Source organism: Amycolatopsis sp. 195334CR (genome assembly GCF_017309385.1).
In the GTDB taxonomy this organism is placed as follows: domain Bacteria; phylum Actinomycetota; class Actinomycetes; order Mycobacteriales; family Pseudonocardiaceae; genus Amycolatopsis.
This window is the reverse complement of the sequence record NZ_JAFJMJ010000003.1, coordinates 82,291-102,378: the sequence shown is the minus strand read 5'-3', so window position 1 is coordinate 102,378 and position 20,088 is coordinate 82,291. Positions and strand designations below refer to the sequence as shown.

Here is a 20,088-nt window from a genome sequence, read left to right as displayed (position 1 = left end):
GCTCAGGCGGGCTGCTCGGTCACCGGCAGGTGCCGGATGCTCTCGCCGCCCTTGTGCTCGTGTTTGCGGGAGTACTTGGCGTCCAGCGCTTTCTCCAGCTTTAGTGTGGCGCCGGTGCAGGCCTCGTCCACCGAACCCGCTTCGTGGCGGGCGACGATCGGCTGCGCGCCCGCGGGGCGTGCCTCCATCACGCACCGCTTGGTCTCGGTCGGTGGCGCACCCTCCTCGCTGATGTGCACCTCAACCCTGGTCAACCACCCGTCGAAGCGGGACAGCGCGGAGGCCAGCTCCTCGGTCAGGTAGGCGCTGAGCCGCTCCCCGGCTTCGATGCGGTGATCGGTGTTGACCTGGATCTGCATGCGCGACCTCCATGTCGGGCGACTGTGGAGGTGCTACTACCCCGTTGCCGCGCCGGGCAAACCACCGGGTGGCGAACCGGGCCGCCCGGGGGAAAGCGGCGGCCCGGTCGCCCGCTAGTGACGCGTGCGGGTGCAGCTGTTCGGTATCGCGGTGACGGAGTAGTCACCGCCCCAGTGCGCGGCCTGGCCGACCACCAGCGGCGTGCGCCAGGTGTTCGTGCGCGGGTTGTACCGCGTCCACGCGATCTTCTGCGCGCTCGAGGGCAGGAGCGTGCCGAAGATGACGTCCGCGCCGGGGGAGACCAGCTGCGCGTAGTCGCCCCAGTAACCGGGCGTGGTGTGGTCCCGCTGCACCCAGGTCCCGGCGGTGTGGTCGTAGTGGAACCGGATCAGCGCGCCCGCCGTGGTGCGGGCGTAGAGCACGCCGTCACCGGCGGCGGTGACGGAGTTGAACCGGCCCCACCCGGTGTCGAGCACCACTCCGGCGTCGTTCTGCCAGCGTCCGGCCGCGGTGTCCCAGACGAACAGCCGGAGGTCGCCGTTCGGGTCGATGCGGTAGAGCCTGCCCTTCTCGTCCACCGTGAGCTTGTCCCGGTTGGCCGCGGAAAGGTAGTACTGCCAGCCGGTGCCGACCCGCGTGCCGCCGGTGACCGGGTTGGCGAAGTTGTTCCACATGCGCAGGTCGCCGTCGTTGAACCCGTCACCGGAGCCGGTCTTCTGGTGCACCGACCAGCCGGTCCCCGGCCCGGCCTTGAACAGGCCCGGCACCGAGCTGGTCCCCCAGTCGGTCCAGTGGTTCACCCCGTCGAGCGCCGGCTTCAGCGTGCTGTTCGGCGGGTAGGTGTTGTGCACGAACTTGACCGAGCCCGCCTTGGTGGCGAAGAACTGCGGATTGGTCGTGCACCGGATGAACTGGTCCGGGTTGTGCTCGCCGAACCAGTCGAGCAGATCGTCCACCCTGGTCTCGACCGATCCGCTCCTGGTCTCCGAGGAGCCGAAGCAGCCCTTCTGCCAGGACGTGCTGTGCACCCCGGCCAGCTCCGGGTCGTGCGGGTCACCGCGGTAGGCCGGACCGCCGGCGTCACCGCGGCAGGTGTCCGAGGCGCCGGTCGCGGTGAAGGTGGTGGCCGAAACCGCCGACACCGTGGTGCCGGCGACGTGCTGGCGCAGCGGCACCCAGTCGGTGCCGGTCCGGCCGAAACCGGCCAGCTGCAGCGGTTCGGCCTGCTGCGGCGCCCGTGACGACAGCCGGGCCCCGTAGAACCCGACGCGGGACTCGAGCTTGGCGAAGACCAGGTCGCGGTCGGTGCGCGGTCTCAGGTCGACGATCCGCTGGACGAGGGCGTCCGCCCCGCCACTGGCGGCGGCGGGCTGCACGGCGCTGTACCAGAACTTGGCGGTGGTGGGCCGGGACGGCGGCCCGGGCGGGACGGGGGAGCCGGGGTTCTCCGCGAAGCAGCTCGCGGCGGTGACCACCCACTGGTCCGAGACCAGCGTGCCCGAGCAGGCCCGGAAGTTGTCCCCGATGGTGATCCGCGCGGTGGCCCAGTGCGGGTCACCGTAGTCACCGGTGGGCGTGCCCCCGCTGACCGCGGCGGCCGGGGTGGCCAGGACGGCCGCGGCCGCCGCGGCGGCGGTCAGCGCCGCCACCGCGGTTCTGGTGTTCCTTCTGTTCCTCATGGTTTCCATTCCCCAGAGTTCGTGGATCGGGACTAGGCGGGCTGGCCGTTGAGCCACGACACCGAGCGGTGGCCCATCAGCGGCGCGCTCGCGACCCCCTGCAGCGCGCTCATCTCGTCGGTGCCGAGGCTGCGCGGGGCCTCGTTCTTCCAGTACTGGACCACCTCGAAGTCCGGGTAGTCGTCGCCACCGATGTAGCTCTTGGTGCCGACCTGGCTGTCGATCTTGACCTCGACCCGGCCGTTGACCTGGAACAACGGCAGCAGGCCGTTGAGCCCGGTGTAGTCCGCGGCCAGGTAGCCCTCCTGCTGGATCCGCACCCGCAGGTCGTTGTCCCCGCCCGGGGTGATCGGATGGGCCGGGTAGACGCGGTCGGGTACGCGGACCGCGCCACCGGGCGACCAGATGTAGCCGCCCTCCTTGGTGGACTTCGTGACGGTGTAGCTGACCTTGCCGGTGTCGGTGTCCCAGGCCGCGATGATGCGGGACGAGGCGCCGGGATCCATCGAGAAACCGCGGTCGTCCCCGTCGAGCAGGCCGAAGGCCGCGTCGTCGCTGTGGATGAAGAACCGCATCATGATGATCCCGCGCCCGGGCATCCTGGCGTTGGTGTCCCACACCTTGTGCGCCCCGTCGGCCGGGGCCCCGCCGAAGAAGTTCCGCTTGGCGGCTTCGTAGTTCGGGTCGTCGGGGCGAGCCGGCTGACCCGGCGCTGGTTCGGGCTTGCGGGCCTCGTCCTCGGCCCGCCTGCGGGCTTCCGCCTCCTGCCGTTCGAGCTCGGCGGCCCGGTCGGCGGCTTCGCGCGCCAGCCTGGCCGCGTCGGCGGCGGACTCGCCCGCCGCGATCGCGTCCGCCCGGGCCCGGTCGGCGGCCGCCTTCGCCGAGTTCGCCGACTGGTCCGCCCTGGTGGCGGAGTCCTGCGCGTGGATGACCGACTGCTGTGCCTGGCTCGCGCTGCGGTGCGCCGCCGCTTCGGCCTCCCTGGCCAGCTGCGCGGACCGGGCGGCGTCGGCCGCCGACCGTTCCGCCTGGTCGGCCGAGGCCGCCGCCTGCGCGGCGAACTGCCGGGCCCGTTCGGCCGACGCGGTGGCCTGGTTGGCGTACTCGGCGGCCTCGTTGGCCGCCTGCCGGGCGGTCGCCGCGTAGCTCAGCGCGGTGAACGCGTCCTGCCTGGCCCCCGCGGCCGACCTCGACGCCGCGGCGAGGTAGCCGCCGATCTCGGCCACGTGCGCCGCGGTGTCGGCATCGCGCTGCTGGGCACGGGGGATCCCGGAGGTGACGAACGTGCGCACGTACGAGTCCGGTCCGGACAGCGCGGCCTGCGCGGCGGCCTTCACCTCGGGCCCGCCGGTGTTGAGCGCCTGGCCGACGAGCACCGCGTCGTCGGCGCGCCGCGCGGTGTGCTGCCCGGTCGCCAGGAACTCGCGGACCTGTTCGATGGTGCCGCTGAGCGCCCGCTGGGCGCCCTGCCGCACGCCCGGGCCGCCTTCGTTCATGATGCGGGCCAGTTCGATCCGGTCGTCGTCGTCCTTGCCCGGGTAGTACCGGGTGCGCAGGAATTCCTTGACCTGGTCGTGGTTTCCGGCCATCGCGGTCAGCGCGGCGGCCCGCTGGGCCGGTTTCGCGGTGGAGTCCGCGATCGCGCCCGTGCTCGCCCGGTCGTCGCGTTCGGTGGCCACGGCCAGCGCGGTCCGCACGAACTCGGTGACGTCGGTCTCGGTCCCGGTCAGCGCGAACTCCGCGGCCTGCCGCACCCAGGGACCACCGGTCTGGTGCAGCCGCACGGCCACCTTCCGGCCGTTCGAGACCACCACGGCCGGCGCGGTCGCGGGATTCCTGGCCTCGTCGAGCAGGCGCTGCGCTTCGGCGTTCAATCTGGCCTGCTGCCCGGCTTCCCACGCGGCCGCGGCCGCCCGGTCGGCCTCGGCCTGCTTGGCCGCCTGCGCCTCCTGTATCTGCTTGTTCTGCTGGCTGAGCAGGCGTTCGGCGTCGGCCTTGCGCGCGAGCGCGCTGACCTTGCCCGCCGAGTTCGCCGCCGCTTCGGCCTGGTCCGCGGCGAGGTCGGCGGCGTCCGCCGCGGCCTGTGCCTTGTCGGCCTGCCCGGCGGACTCGCCGGCGTGCAGGTAGGCCTGGTAGGCCGCGTCACCGGCGGCGGAGGCGTGCTGCGCGGCCTGGTTCGCCGCGTCCCGTGACTCGGCCGCCGCGGCCGCCGCCTCCTGGGCGATGGCCTTGGCCACGTTCGCCGCGCGGGTCGCTTCCGCGGCCGCCTGGCGTGCGCGTTCGCCCGCCCGCCTGGCTTCTTCGGCGCTGGCGCCCGCCTGCCTGGGCGTTGCGCCCGCCTGCGCCGCCGGCGCGTCGGCCGCGGCGGTGGCGTTCGCCGCGGCCGATCCCGGTTGCGCGCCCCCGGCCGCCGCGTTCGCCGCGGTGACCGCGGCGTCCGCGGCCTGCGCGGCCACCCTCGCGTCCTGTGCCACGCGATGGGCCTCCACCGAGGCCTGCCGCGCGGCTGGGCGTGCTGCCGGTCCCCGGCCGCGGCCTGGCCGCCTTCCGCGCCTTGGCCGCGGTCTGGCTGGCCAGCGACGCCGCGTGCGACGCCTGCCCGGCCGCGTTGGCGGCCACGCGGGCCGCGTCGTTGGCCGCCCGCGACGCCGCACCGGCCTGCGACCGCCTGCGCGGCGCGCCCGGCGGCGCCGGCGGCCCGGCCGGCCGCGTTGCCCGCCTTGATCGCCGAATCCCGGGCCGCGGCCGCCTCACGGGCCGCCGTCTCGCCTGCTTCCTTGGCCAACCGCGCCGCTTCCACCGCCTTGCTGGAGGCGTCCCTGGCGATCTCGGTCTGCTGCGCGGCCTGCGTCCCCGCCTCCTTGGCCAGATCCGCCAGCTGCGCGACGGAGAGCGTCTCGTGGTCGCGGGCGGCGGCGACCAGGTAACCGTCGAGCAGGAACGCGCGCACGTCCTCGATGGACCCGTTGAGCGCGGCCTGCGCGGCCCGGTTCACCGCCGGGCCGCCGGCGTTCATGATCTGCCCGACCCGCACCCGGTCGTCGTCGTCCTGCGCGCTCTGGCGGCCGGTGCCGAGAAAGGTCATCAGCTGCTGCACGGTGCCGTTGAGCGCGCGCTGCGCGGCCGCCTTCACCCCGGGGCCGCCCGAGTTGATCAGCTGCGCGATCTGCACGCGCATGTCGTCCTCCCACGGGCGTTGCCAGCCCGAGGCGAGAAACGTGCGCAGGGTCTCGGCCGAGCCGCCGAGCGCGGTCTGCGCGGCCTGGCGCACACCGGGCCCGCCCTCGGCGAGCATCTGCCCGACGCGGACCCGCAGGTCGTTCTCCTCGGCCACGGCGAACCCGGTGGCGAGGAACGTGCGCACGTCCTCGTCGGTGCCCGCGAGCGCGGTGCCCGCGGCCCTGGCCACGCCCGGCCCGCCGGACTTCAGGATGGACAGGGTCACCGCGCGGTCGGTCAGCACGCTCTGTGCCGACGGCGGTGGGTCGGCGGCGGCCGGGGCCACCAGCAGGGACAGGGCGGTCAACGCCGCCAGCGGGGCGGCCAGGCCCCGTCTCAGTGATCTTCTAACACGCACCAGCCCATTCCTCTCGCTGATTTGGGCAGCACAATGAGGCAGAAATGTCAGAGAATTGAAAAGTGAACGCCCATCCGGGCGGAATGAAGGTAGCAGCCGTGCTCCCGGCGGCAATCGGCCGAATGGCTTATCGCCAGCCGGGTCCCGGCAATGGCATTCTGGCCGGTGTTCGAACTTCTGCGTTGCACCTATCCCGAAGGAAAAGAACCATGCCCTCATTCACGCTGCCCCCGGGCGTCAAGGTCGCGCTGACCGCCGTGCTGGCCGCGGCCGCGGTGGCCGGGGCCGCCGGGCTCGCCGGGACCGGCGCGGCGTCCCCGGCCGCGGCCGCCCCCGCCGCCCCCGCCGACGCGCCCGGGTCCCTGGTCGAGGACTTCGTCCACCCCAACGCCGAGGAGATCCTCGCCGAGCGCGGCATCGTGCTCGGCCGGGGGGACGGCCACATCGCACTGGCCGACTGCGGTGGGCCCACGTTGATCCAGCTGCGCAGCCGGGCCGCCGGCGACGTCTGCTTCCGCGCGGTCGGCGCCACCGGTTACCTGAGCATGCAGGTCCCGAGCGTCTACCTGATCTACGGCGGGGACAAGAACCTCACCGCCAAGCTCACCGCGGCCAGTGGCCAGTCCAAGACCTACGACGTGGCGGCCGGACTGTGGAAGCCGGTCGGGGAGAGTGACACCGGTGTCGAAGCGGCGCTCATGGAACTCCGCATTGTCTGACAAAGATTTGTAGTTCGCGAATGAGCGGCTTGACGACCATTCGCCGAACTCGCTAGAAAGGCGGTGAAAACAATTTTCCGGATTCGGTGGGGGTCGTGATCACAAGTACCGGGAACGGTCGCCGCGCGCTGGTCGTCGGCCTGGGCATCAGCGGCCTTTCCACCGCGATCAGCCTGCGGCGGGCCGGCTGGGAGCCGGTGGTGGTGGAGCGGGCACCGGCCCGCCGCACCGAGGGCTACTTCATCGGCCTGTTCGGCGCGGGCACCGCGGCGGCCGCCCGGCTCGGCTTCCTCGGCGACCTGGCCGACCGGGCCAGCCGGGACGGCAGCATCCACGAGGTGGACCGGTCCGGCCGCGGCCGCCGGTGCGTGGGCTTCCACGAACTGCCCGGCACGCCGCGGGTGCTGCTGCGCGGGGACGTCGAGGCCGCGGCGTACCGGGCGCTGCCGCCGGGGGTGGCGATCCGGTTCGCCACCGTGCCCACGGCCATCGAGCAGGACCCGGACGGGGTCGAGGTGACCCTGCGCGACACCGCGACCGGCCGCTCCGGCACCGAGCGCTTCGACCTGGTCGTCGGCGCCGACGGGGTGCGCTCGGCGGTGCGCGCGCTGGCCTTCGGCCCGGCGGGTGTCCACGTGCGACGGCTGAACTACATGGTGGGCGCGGTGAAGCTGGCCCGGCCGGTACCCGGCTTCCGGCCGGGCGACGGGGCGGTGCTCGCGGAGGTCGGCCGCTCGATGTGGTTGTTCCCCTTCACCGGGACCACGCCGGCGGCGCTGTTCTCCTACCGCACCACCGATGTGGCCGCCGAGTTCACCGCACCGCCGATCGACCGGCTGCGGGCCGCGTTCGGCCCGGAGCCGCCCGGTGCCCTGCTGGAGGCGGTGTTCGCCGAGTACGAGCGCGCCGAGCGGCCGCTGTTCGACTCGGCCGAGCAGATCCGGCTGGACCGCTGGCACCGCGGCCGGGTGGTGCTGCTGGGCGACTCCGCCTGGTGCATGACGCTCTACTCGGGCATGGGGGCCTCGACCGGCATGGCGGCCGCGCAGCTGCTGGGCACCCTGCTGGCGCGGTACCCGGTGGCGGACGCGCTGGACCGGTGGGAACGGCGGTTGCGCCCCTTCGTCGCCTACCACCAACGGGAAGCGGTCCGGCAGCGGCAGTTCTTCACCCCCGCGAGCCGGCTGGAGCGGGTGGCCCGCTCGACCGTGCTCTGCGGGCTGAAATCTCCCCGGTCGGGCGGTTTCTTCCGCTGGTTGCTGGACACCACGGCGGGGAAGGCGCAGCGGATGAAGGCGATGGACATCAGCGCGGCGGGCGCGCCGGAGACAGTGGGGTGACCGGGGCGACCGGGGGTGGCCGGGGTGACCGGGGCGACCAGGGGTCGCCGGGGTGAGCGGGTGACAGGGAAATGACACCGCCGCTTGCCAGGCTCGCCCACGCTCGTGCCGCGGACCCGAGGAGCCAGGCTTTGCTGACCACAACGGTGCCGGTGGCCCCGGCTCGGTGCCGCCGGGGCCACCGCCTCAGGCGGACGCGGAGAAGGGTCGCAGCTGCTCGGCGAACCCCATCCGGAAGCCCACCCCGCGCACGGTGTGGATCACCGAGGTCAGCCCGAGCTTGCCGCGCAGGCTGCTCACATGGGTGTCGATGGTGCGGCTCGACTGGGCCCATTCGTCGTTCCACACCACGTACATGATCTCGCGCCGGGTGAACACCCGGCCCGGTTCCGCGGCGAGCAGGTGCAGCAGGTCGAACTCCTTCCTCGTCAGCTCGACCGGCCGCTCGCCCACCCGCACCTCCCGGCGCTGCGGGGTGACCCGCAGCGGCCCGTGGACGATCTCGTCCGGCCGCGGCCCGCCGCGGCCGGAGGCCGCGTGCACGCGCTGCAGCAGCTGCCTGGCGTCGAACGGCTTGGGCAGGAAGGCGCTCAGGCCGCTGCACAGGCCGAGCACGCGGTCGAGATCGGAATCGTGCTCGGCGGTGCCGATGACCGGCACCGCGCAGGCCGCCCGGATCCGGCGGCACGCTTCGTAGCCGTTCAGCGCGGGCAGGTCGAGGTCGAGCACCACGACGTCGGCGAACGGCGCCCAGGCCACCACCGCCGACTCGTCGTCTACTTTGGATACTTCGAACCCGCGCTGCCGCAGGCTCGTGACGACCGCGGACGTGCGGTCCGGATCGTCGTCGGTGTACAGAATTCGCGCCACAGAATCCCCCAGCGGATCGCCGTTGCGATGACATCGTGGACAATAGCAGAACTGCGCTTAATGTCCGCCGGGCAGTCAGGGCCGCCGACCAGACGTTTTGCAAAGATCTGACACAAGGATGTTGCAAGGATTCTGCAAGTGCGTTGACCGCCCGGCCGCGGCCGTGTCAGCCTTGCCGAAATCCGCTCACCTTTTGTTGGAGGCTGAAATGACGCTGCCCGTACCCGGTGGCACGCGTACCCGCGAGCAGGAACTGGCCGACCGGCTGGAGTTGCGCGAGCTGGCCGATCGCTACCTGGTGTCGCTGGACGCCCACGACGACGACCAGTGGTGCGCCCGGGTGTTCACCGAGGACGTGCGCGCGGTGTTCCCGCTCGGGGAGTTCCACGGCCTGGCCGGGCTGGCCGAGTTCCACGCCCACGGCCGCGCCCGCTTCGAGAAGACGCTGCACACGGGGTCCACCGTGCTGGTCGAGCCGGACGGCGACGTGGCCAGGGTGCGCGCGCACCTGGTCGCGGTGCACGTGCCCGACGCGGCGGCGCCGGGCACGCACTTCGTGCTCGGCGGCTACTACGACGCCGAGGCGGTGCGCGGGCCGCGCGGCTGGCGCTTCCGCGTGCTGGAGTTCCACCCGGTCTGGGTCGGTGGTGACGCGGAATTGCCCGGCGTCTTCACCGGTGCCACCGCCCTGCCGAATGCCTGACCGGGAATTGTCAATTCCCTGAATCCGCCCGCATTGACCCGGCTTTGCCGATCCGCTGGAATTCGGGTAATCGAAATCGAGGCCGGGGAAGTCAACGCATGAACTTGCGCGAGAAAACAATGCCCATGCGGGCGACGGGCACGACGGCGAGAACAGCGGTGGCGCTCGACCGGGCCATCGCCTTCATTCGATCCTGTGTGGACAGTGAAGAGCGCATGCTCTCCCAGGTGAGCTTCGACCCGTCGTTCGCCCGGTCGCACCGGATCACCGGGGCCCGGGCGGCGATCCGGAGCGAACTGGGGGTGGACGTCGGCTTCGACTTCAGCGACGACCTGTCCACGGTGATCCTCGGGCTGTCGCTGCTGCCGCCGGAGGAGGACGTGCTGGCGGGCAGTTTCGCCCGGCTGATCGAGCGCGGCCGGGCCGGGCACCGGGTGCGGCTGTTCGCCGAGGAAGGCGCCTTCCCGGCCGACACCGACTGCACCGCGGTCGCCGCGCAGGGCCTGCTGGAGAAGGACCTGCTGCCGGACGGCGAACTCGCCGCCTTCGCCGGGGAGCTGCTGCGTGCCGCCGCGCCGCCGGAGGGCGAGCTCCCCGAGCCCGCCCCGGTGCTGCCGGGTGTGGTCACCGTGTACTGGGACGACGGCAGGCTGGTGCGCGGCCGCAAACACGACCCGGTCGTCTGCGCGAACGTCCTTTGTGTACTCAAGGAGGCGGACCGGCAGGGTCTGGTGCGGGCCGGGGAGGTGATCGAGGCGACCCAGCGTTACGTGGTGGAGCACCTGAGCTCCGGTGCCTACCGTGACGGCAGCCGGTACTACCCCTACCCGGAGGCGTTCCTGCATTCGGTGTCCCGGCTGGCCGGGCGGTTCGGGGACTGCCGGGAGCTGGTGGCCGCCCCGCTGGCCGAAGCGCTTCGCGACCTGGAAGCCGCCGGTGGCGCCGACCGGGACCGGTCGATCAACGTGGCGCTGCGCACGATCACCGCGGTGAACATCGGCGTCACCGGTGGGCAGCCCGCGCGGCGGCGGCTGCTCGCCCGGCAGCAGGGTGCGGACGGCGCCTGGCCGGCTTCGCCGTACTACCGGCTGGGGCGGTTCCCGGTCTACTTCGGCTCGCGTGTGCTGTCGACCTTGTTCGCGGCCAGCGCGCTCCGCCTTTCGCAGCCGGGAGGCCGCCGGTGAACGACGCCGAACTCGATGCCGCGGGCATCACCGGTCCGCTGGATCGCGACGCCTACCGCCGGGCGAGTGCGCTGCTGCGGCGCCAAGCCAGGGCACGCGGGTCCGGTACCGCGATCCGATTCATGTTCCCGCCGTCGACCCGCCCGTACTTCGAAGTGCTGTTCGCTTTCATCACCTACGTCGACGACATCGTGGACCTCCGCGAGCACAGCGTCGAAATCCGGGAACGCCGGCTCGCCGAATGGGAGGCGGCCTTTTCGGCGGCGGTGAAGGACGAAACGCCGGCCGTGAGCGCGTCGCGCGACGAGGAGTCCGACCGGGCCGTCGCCCGCGCCTTCGTGCACCTGATGCGCCGCTGGGAGCTGCCGCTGGATGAGGTCCCCCGGTGGGTGCAGGGCCAGCGGGACACCCTCACCACGACCGAGTACCGCACCCGCGAGGATCTGCGGCGGTTCATCGACACGGTGACGCTGATGCCCGCGGTGTGGGCGAACCGCTTGCTGGGCAACGAAAGCGCCGAGGCGGCCGAGCTGTGCGGCCACGCCACCACCTCGTTCCAGATGATCGACTTCCTGTGGGACCTGCGGGAGGACCTCGAACTGGGTTGCCTCTACCTGCCGCTGGACGCGGTGGCCGCGGCCGGGCTCGGCCGCGCCGAGCTCGAGGCCGGGGTGCGTGGTGGCCGGCTCGGCCCGGCGGTGCGGGACCTGCTGGCCGCCGAGGTGCGGCGCGTCCGGGAGAGCTTCGACACGGCCCGGCCGTGGCCGCGGCTGCTCCCGGTGAGTTCCCGCACCTTCATCGAGTGGGAGTTCGCCCTCAACGAACTGCGGCTGCTCGCGCTGGAGCAGGACCCGGTGGCGCACCTGGCGCCCGGGTTCCGCACCCCGGTCTCGTTCAAGGCCAGGGCGCTGGGCCGCACCTATCGCGACATCGCCGGGGCGGCGCTCCGGCGGAAGGGATTCCCGTGGTGAAGCACGACGTGATCGTGGTGGGCGCCGGGCCGGTCGGGCTGATGCTGGCCGGTGAGCTCCGGCTGGGCGGCGCCGAGGTGGTGGTGCTGGAGGCCCGGGCAGTCCCGAGTGGACAGTCACGCGGGCTGGGGTTCACCGCGCGGGCCACCGAGGTGTTCGCCCAGCGCGGCCTGCTCGGCCGCTTCGGCGCGGTGGAAACCACCACGCAGGGCCACTTCGGCGGGATCCCGCTGGATTTCGGGGTGGTCGACGGGGCGCACTTCGGCGTGCGCGGCATTCCGCAGCACCGGGTCGAGGCGGTGCTCGAGCAGTGGGCCGGTGAGCTGGGGGCGACCATCCTGCGCGGGCACTCGCTGGTGGAGCTGTCCGACACCGGGGACGGCGTGGTCGCGGTGGCCGACGGCCCGGACGGCCCCGCCGAGTTCTCCGCCGGCTACCTGGTCGGCTGCGACGGTGGCCAGAGCACCGTGCGCGGGCTGGCCGGGTTCGACTTCCCCGGCACCGCGGCCACGCGCGAGATGTACCTGGCCGATGTGGCCGGCTGCGACATCCGCCCGCGGTTCATCGGCGAGCGGGTGGCCGGCGGCATGGTGATGGCCGCGCCGCTGGGCGGCGGGGTGGACCGGATCATCGTCTGCCCGCTGGGCCTGTCCCCGGGCGCGGGCGAACCGGCCTTCGGCGAGATCGCCGACCGGTGGCTGGAGCTGACCGGGCAGCGTCTGCACGACGCGGAGGTCCGGTGGCACAGCCGGTTCACCGACGCCACGCGCCAGGTGAGCACCTATCGCAAGGGACGGGTGCTGCTGGCCGGTGACGCCGCGCACATCCACCTGCCCGCCGGTGGGCAGGGGCTGAGCCTCGGCGTGCAGGACGCGGTGAACCTGGGCTGGAAGCTCGCCGCGACCGTGCGGGGCACGGCACCGCCCGGACTGCTTGACAGCTACCACGCCGAACGCCACCCGGTCGGGAGCCGGGTGCTGCGGAACACCCTGGCCCAGGGGCTGCTCTACCTCAGCGGGGAGGAGGTCGACCCGCTGCGCGCGATCATGGCCGAGCTGATGGCCGTGCCCGATGCCGCCCGGCTGCTGGTGGGCATGGTGAGCGGCCTGGACATCCGCTACGACCTCGGTCCGGGCCCGGCGCCGCTGGGCATGCGGATGCCCGACGTGCCGCTCGATGCCCGGAGGACGGTCTCGGAACTGCTGCACGACGGCCGCGGGGTGCTGCTCGACGGCACCGGCTCGGCCGGGCTGGCCGCGGCCGCCGGAGGCTGGGCCGACCGGGTCGACCACGTCGTCGCGCGGCCGCTCGCGCACACCCCGGCGGGCTGGCCGGCCGGGGTGGCGGCGCTGCTGCTGCGTCCCGACGGGTACGTGGCCTGGACCGGGACCACGGAGCTGGAAACCGAACTCGGGCGCTGGTTCGGCGCGGCCCGGCCGATGGAAGCGGGGGTGGCGCGGTGAACGGGCACAGCACGCTGATCGTGGCGCGGATGGACGCGGCCTCGAGCGCCGAGGTCGCCGCGTTGTTCACCGAGTTCGACCGCGGCGCGATGCCGGAGCTGATGGGCACCCGGCGGCGGCAGCTGTTCCACTACCGCGGCCTGTACTTCCACCTGCAGGACTTCGACGGGCAGGAGGGGCCCGAGCGGATCGAGGCGGCCAGGACGCGCCCGGAGTTCGCGCGGATCAGCGAGGAGCTCAAGCCGTTCATCACCGCCTACGACCCGGCCACCTGGCGGTCGCCGAAGGACGCCATGGCGGAGCGCTTCTACGACTGGGCCGCGGAGCGGGACCGATGAGCGAACGGGTGGTGATCACCGGGATCGGCGTGCTGGCACCGGGCGGCACCGGGACCGGGCCGTTCTGGGAGCTGCTCCGCGAAGGGCGGACGGCGACCCGGCTGATCAGCAGGTTCGACCCGGCGCCGTTCCGGTCGAGAACGGCCGCCGAGATCGACTTCGACCCGATCGCGGCCGGGCTCACCCCGCGCCAGATCCGCCGCACCGACCGGGCCGCGCAGCTCGCGCTGGTCGCGGCCGGGGAAGCGGTGCGCGACAGCGGGATCGACCTGGCCGCGCTCGACCCCGGCGAGCTCGGTGTCACCCTGGGCACCGCCGTCGGCGCGACCACCGGGCTGGAGCAGGAGTACCGGGTGGTCAGCGACGAGGGCAGGCTGTTCGAGGTCGAGCACGAGTACGCGGTCCGGCACCTGCACAACTTCCTGGTGCCGAGCTCGTTCGCCGCGGAACTGGCCGTGGCCTTCGGCGCGGAGGGGCCGGTGTCGGTGGTCTCCACCGGCTGCACCTCGGGCCTCGACGCGGTCGCGCACGCGGCCGGGCTGATCCGCGAAGGTTCGGCCGAGGTGGTGCTCGCCGGGGCCACCGACGCGCCGATCTCCCCGATCACGGTGGCCTGCTTCGACGCGCTCAAGGCGACCACCCCGCGCAACGACGACCCGGCGCACGCCTCACGGCCGTTCGACGCCACCCGCAACGGGTTCGTGCTCGGCGAGGGCGCGGCGGTGTTCGTGCTGGAAAGCCTGGCGCACGCGCGGCGGCGCGGGGCGGTGGTGCACGCCGAGTTCGCCGGGTACGGCACGCGGTGCAACGCCCACCACATGACCGGTCTCCGCCCGGACGGCACCGAACTGGCCGGGGCGATCACCGCGGCGCTCGACCAGGCGCGGATCGACGCCGGGCAGGTCGACTACGTCAACGCGCACGGCTCGGGCACCCGGCAGAACGACCGGCACGAGACGGCGGCGGTCAAGCGCGCGCTGGGCGAGCACGCCCGCCGCACCCCGGTCAGCTCGATCAAGTCGATGATCGGGCACTCGCTCGGCGCGATCGGCGCGCTGGAGATCGCCGCGTCGGTGCTGGCCATCCGGCACGACGTGGTGCCGCCGACGGCGAACCTGCACCAGCCGGACCCCGAATGCGATCTCGACTACGTGCCGGTGACCGCCCGGCCGTGGCGCACCCGCACCGTGCTCAGCGTCGGCAGCGGGTTCGGCGGGTTCCAGAGCGCGGTGGTGCTGCGGGAGGTGGCCGCGTGAGCGCCGCGGTGTTCACCGGGATCGGGGTGACCGCGCCGAACGGGCTCGGCGCCGGCCGGTACTGGGAGGCCGCGCTCGCCGGCCGCGGCGGCATCGGCCCGGTGCGCCGGTTCGACGCCTCCGGGTACCCGGCGACCCTGGCCGGGGAGGTGCCCGGCTTCGACCCGGCCGCGCACCTGCCGGGCCGGCTGCTGCCGCAGACCGACCACATGACCCGGCTGGCCCTGGTCGCCGCGGACTGGGCGCTGGCCGATTCCGGGATCCGGCCGGGTGAGCTGCCCGATGGCGAACTCGGGGTGGTCACCGCGAGTTCGGCGGGCGGCTTCGAATTCGGCCAGCGGGAACTGCAGAAGCTGTGGCGCCACGGCGGTGACCACGTCAGCGCCTACCAGTCGTTCGCCTGGTTCTACGCGGTGAACACCGGGCAGATCTCCATCCGCCACGGGCTCAAGGGGCCGGGCGGGGTGGTGGTCACCGACCAGGCGGGCGGGCTCGACGCGCTGGGGGAGGCCCGGCGCCGGTTGCGCCGCGGCGCCCGCGCGATCGTCACCGGCGCGGTCGACGGTGCGCTCTGCCCGTGGGGCTGGGTGGCGCTCTCGGCCGACGGGCGGCTGAGCACCGGCACCGATCCGGACACCGCGTACCTGCCCTTCGACCGCCGGGCCGCCGGGCACGTGCCCGGCGAGGGCGGCGCGATCCTGGTGCTGGAAAGCGAAACCTCGGCGCGCGACCGCGGTGCGCCGGTGGTCTACGGCGAACTCGCCGGATACGCGGCCACCTTCGACCCGCCGCCGGGGCGCGGCCGCCCGCCCGCGCTGCGCCGGGCGATCGAGAACGCGCTCCGCGACGCCGGTACCGAGCCGGGCGAGGTGGACGCGGTGTTCGCCGACGCCGCCGCGACCCCCGAGGCCGACCGGGCCGAGGCCGGCGCGATCACCGCGGTGTTCGGCCCGCACGCGGTGCCGGTGACCGCGCCCAAGGCGCTCACCGGTCGGCTGGCCGCCGGCGGCGCCGCGCTCGACGTGGCGACCGCTCTGCTCTCGCTGCGGCACGGGGTGCTGCCGGCCACGGCGAGGGTGATTCCCGACCCCGGGCACCGGATCGATCTGGTGACCGGCAGCCCGAGAACCGCCGACCTGCGCACGGTGGTGGTGCTCGCCCGCGGTGCGGGCGGGTTCAACTCGGTGGTGGTACTGCGCGATCGGCGACCGGAGGAGAAAGCGTGCTGACCCTGGACGAACTGAGGAACCTGCTGCGCGAGAGCGCCGGCGTGGACGAGGAGGTCGATCTCGACGGCGAAATCCTCGACACCGCGTTCGACGAGCTGGGCTACGACTCGATCGCGGTGATCGAGACCGTCGCCCGCATCACCCGCGACCACGGGGTGCGCGTCGAGGACGACGCGGTGGCCGACGTGCGGACCCCGCGCGAACTGCTGGACCTGGTGAACGCCGCGAGCTCGGTGCGGGCGGGCTGAGCCGGTGCCGGAGGAACCCAGGATGACCGAGCACAGTGGACGGACCGCGCTGGTGACCGGTGGCACCAGCGGGATCGGTCACGCGATCGCCGGACTGCTCGCCGAGCGGGGAGCACGGGTCTTCCTGTGCGCCCGCGACGGCGAGGCCGTCGACGCCACCGTGAAGCAGTTGCGCGCGAAGGGGTACGAAGCCGGCGGCCGCGCCTGCGACGTGCGCTCCCCGGACCAGGTGAAGTCCTTTGTGGACGCGGCGGTGGACCGGTACGGGCCGGTCGACATCCTGGTCAACAACGCCGGTCGCGGTGGCGGCGGGGTGACCGCGGAGATCGCCGACGAGCTGTGGTTCGACGTGATCAGCACGAACCTGCACAGCGTCTTCCTGATGAGCAGGGCCGTGCTGTCCGCCGGTGGCATGTCCGGGCGCGGCTGGGGCCGGATCGTCAACATCGCCTCCACCGCGGGCAAGCAGGGCGTGGTGCTCGGTGCCCCGTACTCGGCCGCCAAGCACGGCGTGGTCGGCTTCACCAAGGCGCTGGGCAACGAGCTGGCCCCGACCGGGATCACCGTGAACGCGGTGTGCCCCGGCTACGTGGAAACCCCGATGGCACAGGGGGTCCGGGCGCGCTACGCGGCGTTCTGGGGGATCACCGAGGAGGCCGTGCTGGCCAAGTTCGAGGCCAAGATCCCGCTCGGGCGCTACGCCACCCCCGCCGAGGTGGCCGGGCTGACCGGGTACCTGGTCTCCGACACCGCCGCCTCGATCACCGCGCAGGCGCTCAACGTCTGCGGCGGACTCGGCAACTTCTGACAGGAGGACGATGACCGCCACTCGAGAGGTGGAGCACGAGATCACCGTGGCCGCCCCGGCCGCGTCGGTCTACGCGCTGGTGGCCGACGCCGGCAACTGGCCGCAGGTGTTCGGCCCGACCGTGCACGTCGAGCACGTGGCGCACGCGCCGGGCGGGCGGGGTGCCGAGCGCCTGCGCATCTGGGCCACCGCCAACGGCACGGCCAAGGGCTGGACCTCCCGCCGCGAGCTGGACCCGGACGGGCTCCGGATCGACTTCCGCCAGGAGGTCTCGCAGCCGCCCGTCGGGGCGATGAGCGGCGCGTGGGTGATCGAGCCGGGCGGGGAGCGGGAGTGCCGCGTGCGGTTGCTGCACACCTACCGCGCCGCGACCGGCGACCCGGCCGACCTCGCCTGGATCGACCGCGCGGTGGACCGCAACAGCGACGCCGAGCTCGCCGCGCTCAAACGGCACGCCGAGCACGGCGACCCGGTGATCAGCTTCGCCGACACCGTTTCCGTGGCCGGCCGGGCCGAGGACGTCTTCGACTTCCTCGACCAGGCGCAGCACTGGCCGGACCGGTTGCCGCACGTGGCCGGTGTGTCGCTGGAGGAACCGGTGCCCGGGCTCCAGACCCTGGCGATGGACACCGAGGCCGGGGACGGTTCGCGGCACGCGACGAAGTCGATCCGCGTGTGCCTGCCGCACCGGCTGATCGCCTACAAGCAGATCGGCCTGCCCGCGCTGCTGAGCCTCCACACCGGACAGTGGGTGATCGAGCCGGACGGCGGGGGCGTGCGGGTCACCTCGCGGCACAGCGTGCGGATCGAACAGTCCCGGATCGAGTCCGTGCTCGGCACGGGCGCGGGGCCGGCGCAGGCCGAGGAGTTCGTCCGCACGGCGCTGAGCACGAACAGCCTGGCCACGCTCGGGCACGCGAAGTCCTTCGCCGAAGGGCGCTGATCGTGGCCACCGGGGTGCTGGTGGCCGGGGCGGGCCCGGTCGGCCTGCTGCTGGCGACGGAACTGCGGCTGGCCGGGGTGCCGGTGACCGTGGTGGACCGGCTGGCCGAGCCGATGGCGGAATCCCGCGCGGCCCAGCTCAACCCGCGCACGGTCGAGGTGCTGCGCGAACGCGGTTTCTTCGGGCTGCTGGCCGAAGCCGTGCCGGAGGCCGGTGGCCACTTCGCCGGGCTGGCACTGGCGAGCGCGGCCGGGTACCGGAAGGTGCCGCAGTACCGGACCGAGGCCGCACTCGCGGCGCGGGCCGCGGAACTGGGCGTGGACCTGGTGCGCGGACGGGAACTGACCGCACTCGACCAGCACGAGCACGGGGTGATCGCCCGGTTCGGCTCGACCGGACTGCGGGCCGGGTACCTGGTCGGCTGCGACGGGCAGGACAGCACCGTGCGGCGGCTGGCCGGGTTCGAGCACACGGAGGTGCCGCCCACCCGGGAGATCCTCCGGGCCGACGTGCTCGGCCTGCGGGTGCCCGACCGGCGGTTCGAACGCCATCCGCGCGGGGTCGCCGTGGCCGCCACCCGCGCGGGCCGGACCCGCCTCATGGTGCACGAGTTCGGCAGGCGGCCCGGCCCGCCGCCGGACTACGGCGCGCTGGCCGCCGCCTGGCACCGGGTGACCGGGGAGGACGTCTCCCACGGGGAACCGGTGTGGGTGGACGCCTTCGACAACACCCGCGCGCTGGTCACGCGGTACCGGCGGGGGCGGGTCCTGCTGGCGGGCGACGCCGCGCACCGGCACCTGCCGGTCGGCGGGCAGTCGCTGAACGTGGGCCTGCAGGACGCGCTGAACCTGGGCTGGAAGCTCGCCGCGACCGTGCGCGGCGACGCACCGCCCGGCCTGCTCGACAGCTACCACGACGAACGGCACCCGGTGGCAGTGCGCACCATGGACCTGGTCACCGCCCAGGAGACGCTGCTGTTCGGCGGGCCGGAGGTGGAGCCGGTGCGCTCGGTGCTCACCGAGCTGCTCGACCGGCCGAGCGTCGCGGCGCACCTGGCCGGGGCGATCGGCGGGCTGGACGTGCGGTACCCCGGCACCGGCGGGCGGCTGCCCGAGACCCGCCTGGCGAACGGCGAGTCCACAGTGGACCTGCTGGCGGCCGGGCGCGGGCTGCTGCTCGACCGCGGCCCGGAGCGGGTGCTGGTCCGGCCGGACGGGTACGTGGCCTGGACCGGCACCGAGCCGGGCGGGCTGGCTTCGGCGCTGCGCCGCTGGTTCGGCGAGCAGCGGCCCCCGACCGCGCGGGCGGCGGCATGAGCGCGCTGGCACTGGGGCCCGGTCTCGCCGAGGCCGGCCGGGCGATCGCCGGGCGGGTCGACGACCGCCTCCGCGAGGTGCTCACCCGTGACCGGGAGCGGTACACCGAGCTCGTGCCGCAGGCGGCCGACGTCGTCGACGCGTTGCTGACCGCGGTGCTCGGTGGTGGCAAGCGCTTGCGCCCGGCACTGGCCCACCTCGCCTTCACCGGCGCCGGTGGCGATCCGGCCGACCACCGGGTGGTCGATGTCGGTGCCGCGCTGGAACTTCTGCACGCCGGGTGCCTGGTGCACGACGACGTGATGGACGATTCGCCGGTCCGGCGCGGGCTGCCCACCACGCACGCCGTCTTCGGGCGGCGGCACGCCGTGGCCGGGTACTCGGGTGAGGGGCGGCGGTTCGGTGAAGGCGTCGCGACCATCGTCGGCGATCTGGCCTTCTTCCACGCCATCGGCCTGCTGCGCGGGGCGGGCGCGGCCGCGCAGCAGGTGTTCTTCGAAATGGCCGTCGACGCCGGGATCGGGCAGTACCTCGACCTGCTCGCTGCGGCGGGACCGGCCGACACCGCGCCGGACCCGCTGGTGATCGCCCGGTACAAGACCGGGCGGTACACGGTGGAGGGGCCGCTGCGGCTGGGCGCGGCGCTGTGCGGGCGGCTGGGCGAGCTCGATGCGGTGTTCACCGCGTTCGGCAGGCCGGCCGGGCTGGCCTACCAGCTGCGCGACGACCTGATCGGCGCGTTCGGCGATCCGGCGGTCACCGGCAAGCCGGTGGGCGACGACCTGCGGCAGGGCAAGCGGACGCTGCTGCTGGCGGTGGCGCGCCGCCGGGTCAGCGATCCGGTCGCGGGCGAACTGCTCCGGCGGGCGGCCGACGGCGGGCTCTCCGACGGCGAAGTGACCCTGGTGCAGGAGCTGCTGATCGAGGCGGGCGCGCGGGCGGAGGTCGAGCGCACCTGCGCCGCGCTGGCCGCCGACGCGGTGGCCGCGCTCGACCCCGCGGACCTCGACGACCAGGCGAAGCGGCTGCTCACCGAGTTCGCCGCCCGGGTCTCGGGCGTGGCCTGAACCGCGGAAAGCCCCGG

Annotated in this window: 18 protein-coding genes and 1 pseudogene; 14 read left to right on the top strand and 5 right to left on the bottom strand. The window is 73.7% G+C overall.

All coding sequences use genetic code 11. From position 1 onward, the window contains the following. Positions 1–2 precede the first annotated feature (2 nt). The 4 genes and pseudogenes from JYK18_RS37555 to JYK18_RS48350 all read right to left on the bottom strand — a co-directional run. Complete coding sequence (locus JYK18_RS37555) at positions 3–359, bottom strand: HPF/RaiA family ribosome-associated protein (RefSeq protein WP_206808476.1); 357 nt, start codon at positions 357–359, stop codon at positions 3–5. A 114-nt stretch (positions 360–473) separates the two neighbouring features. Then, positions 474–2,039 carry a tachylectin-related carbohydrate-binding protein gene (locus tag JYK18_RS37550; protein ID WP_206808474.1) on the bottom strand — a complete coding sequence of 522 codons (1,566 nt, stop codon included), beginning with the start codon at positions 2,037–2,039 and terminating at the stop codon, positions 474–476. 32 nt (positions 2,040–2,071) lie between these two features. After that, positions 2,072–4,513, bottom strand: a complete 2,442-nt coding sequence (locus JYK18_RS47785; RefSeq protein WP_307796240.1) for an ALF repeat-containing protein — start codon at positions 4,511–4,513, stop codon at positions 2,072–2,074. A 500-nt stretch (positions 4,514–5,013) separates the two neighbouring features. Beyond that, positions 5,014–5,835: pseudogene (locus JYK18_RS48350) on the bottom strand (ALF repeat-containing protein); the annotation flags it as partial. Between JYK18_RS48350 and JYK18_RS37525 the strand changes: the two are divergent. Continuing rightward, positions 5,826–6,335: a hypothetical protein gene (locus tag JYK18_RS37525; protein WP_206808469.1), complete on the top strand. Its 510-nt coding sequence runs from the start codon at positions 5,826–5,828 to the stop codon at positions 6,333–6,335. The pseudogene JYK18_RS48350 and the gene JYK18_RS37525 sit on opposite strands and share 10 nt — an antisense overlap. 95 nt (positions 6,336–6,430) lie before the next feature. Further along, the gene (locus tag JYK18_RS37520) at positions 6,431–7,675 is read left to right on the top strand and encodes an FAD-dependent monooxygenase (RefSeq protein ID WP_206808468.1); all 1,245 of its coding nucleotides are present in this window, start codon (positions 6,431–6,433) and stop codon (positions 7,673–7,675) included. A gap of 186 nt (positions 7,676–7,861) precedes the next feature. On the opposite strand, the gene JYK18_RS37515 is transcribed toward JYK18_RS37520, so the two are convergent. Continuing rightward, positions 7,862–8,545 carry a response regulator transcription factor gene (locus JYK18_RS37515; protein ID WP_206808463.1) on the bottom strand — a complete coding sequence of 228 codons (684 nt, stop codon included), beginning with the start codon at positions 8,543–8,545 and terminating at the stop codon, positions 7,862–7,864. Between the two features lie 208 nt (positions 8,546–8,753). Between JYK18_RS37515 and JYK18_RS37510 the strand changes: the two genes are divergently transcribed. From JYK18_RS37510 to JYK18_RS37455, 12 genes are all read left to right on the top strand, one after another. Further along, positions 8,754–9,248, top strand: a complete 495-nt coding sequence (locus JYK18_RS37510; RefSeq protein ID WP_206808462.1) for a nuclear transport factor 2 family protein — start codon at positions 8,754–8,756, stop codon at positions 9,246–9,248. Positions 9,249–9,463: 215 nt separating this feature from the next. Continuing rightward, the gene (locus JYK18_RS37505) at positions 9,464–10,432 is read left to right on the top strand and encodes a hypothetical protein (RefSeq protein ID WP_206808461.1); all 969 of its coding nucleotides are present in this window, start codon (positions 9,464–9,466) and stop codon (positions 10,430–10,432) included. Beyond that, positions 10,429–11,403 (top strand): squalene/phytoene synthase family protein, encoded by a 975-nt coding sequence (locus JYK18_RS37500; protein ID WP_206808460.1) that lies wholly within the window; start codon positions 10,429–10,431, stop codon positions 11,401–11,403. The genes JYK18_RS37505 and JYK18_RS37500 overlap by 4 nt, the downstream gene beginning before the upstream one ends. Then, complete coding sequence (locus JYK18_RS37495) at positions 11,400–12,866, top strand: FAD-dependent monooxygenase (protein WP_206808458.1); 1,467 nt, start codon at positions 11,400–11,402, stop codon at positions 12,864–12,866. Before JYK18_RS37500 ends, JYK18_RS37495 begins: the two co-directional genes overlap by 4 nt. After that, on the top strand, positions 12,863–13,204 hold the full coding sequence (locus JYK18_RS37490) for a TcmI family type II polyketide cyclase (RefSeq protein WP_307796239.1): 342 nt from the start codon (positions 12,863–12,865) through the stop codon (positions 13,202–13,204). The genes JYK18_RS37495 and JYK18_RS37490 overlap by 4 nt, the downstream gene beginning before the upstream one ends. Further along, entirely contained in the window at positions 13,201–14,460 is a 1,260-nt protein-coding gene (locus tag JYK18_RS37485; RefSeq protein WP_206808454.1) for a beta-ketoacyl synthase, read from the top strand. Before JYK18_RS37490 ends, JYK18_RS37485 begins: the two co-directional genes overlap by 4 nt. Beyond that, positions 14,457–15,689, top strand: a complete 1,233-nt coding sequence (locus JYK18_RS37480) for a ketosynthase chain-length factor (RefSeq protein ID WP_206810085.1) — start codon at positions 14,457–14,459, stop codon at positions 15,687–15,689. Before JYK18_RS37485 ends, JYK18_RS37480 begins: the two co-directional genes overlap by 4 nt. Then, a complete protein-coding gene (locus JYK18_RS37475) occupies positions 15,683–15,937 on the top strand; it encodes an acyl carrier protein (RefSeq protein ID WP_206808452.1) in 255 nt (84 codons plus the stop codon). Before JYK18_RS37480 ends, JYK18_RS37475 begins: the two co-directional genes overlap by 7 nt. A 22-nt stretch (positions 15,938–15,959) precedes the next feature. Continuing rightward, the gene (locus JYK18_RS37470; protein WP_206808451.1) at positions 15,960–16,745 is read left to right on the top strand and encodes an SDR family NAD(P)-dependent oxidoreductase; all 786 of its coding nucleotides are present in this window, start codon (positions 15,960–15,962) and stop codon (positions 16,743–16,745) included. Positions 16,746–16,755: 10 nt separating this feature from the next. Then, a complete protein-coding gene (locus JYK18_RS37465; RefSeq protein ID WP_206808446.1) occupies positions 16,756–17,688 on the top strand; it encodes an aromatase/cyclase in 933 nt (310 codons plus the stop codon). A 2-nt stretch (positions 17,689–17,690) separates the two neighbouring features. After that, positions 17,691–19,004, top strand: coding sequence for an FAD-dependent monooxygenase (locus JYK18_RS37460; protein WP_206808444.1), 1,314 nt, complete (start codon positions 17,691–17,693; stop codon positions 19,002–19,004). Continuing rightward, entirely contained in the window at positions 19,001–20,071 is a 1,071-nt protein-coding gene (locus JYK18_RS37455; RefSeq protein ID WP_206808443.1) for a polyprenyl synthetase family protein, read from the top strand. Before JYK18_RS37460 ends, JYK18_RS37455 begins: the two co-directional genes overlap by 4 nt. Positions 20,072–20,088: the final 17 nt, after the last annotated feature.

Bases quoted from the DNA above. Each gene is read 5' to 3' on its own strand.
- JYK18_RS37465 (WP_206808446.1), top strand. From the start codon at position 16,756: ATGACCGCCACTCGAGAGGTGGAGCACGAGATCACCGTGGCCGCCCCG.
- JYK18_RS37550 (WP_206808474.1), bottom strand. From the start codon at position 2,039: ATGAGGAACAGAAGGAACACCAGAACCGCGGTGGCGGCGCTGACCGCC.
- JYK18_RS37555 (WP_206808476.1), bottom strand. From the start codon at position 359: ATGCAGATCCAGGTCAACACCGATCACCGCATCGAAGCCGGGGAGCGG.
- JYK18_RS37470 (WP_206808451.1), top strand. From the start codon at position 15,960: ATGACCGAGCACAGTGGACGGACCGCGCTGGTGACCGGTGGCACCAGC.
- JYK18_RS37510 (WP_206808462.1), top strand. From the start codon at position 8,754: ATGACGCTGCCCGTACCCGGTGGCACGCGTACCCGCGAGCAGGAACTG.
- JYK18_RS37455 (WP_206808443.1), top strand. From the start codon at position 19,001: ATGAGCGCGCTGGCACTGGGGCCCGGTCTCGCCGAGGCCGGCCGGGCG.
- JYK18_RS37505 (WP_206808461.1), top strand. From the start codon at position 9,464: ATGCTCTCCCAGGTGAGCTTCGACCCGTCGTTCGCCCGGTCGCACCGG.
- JYK18_RS37525 (WP_206808469.1), top strand. From the start codon at position 5,826: ATGCCCTCATTCACGCTGCCCCCGGGCGTCAAGGTCGCGCTGACCGCC.
- JYK18_RS37485 (WP_206808454.1), top strand. From the start codon at position 13,201: ATGAGCGAACGGGTGGTGATCACCGGGATCGGCGTGCTGGCACCGGGC.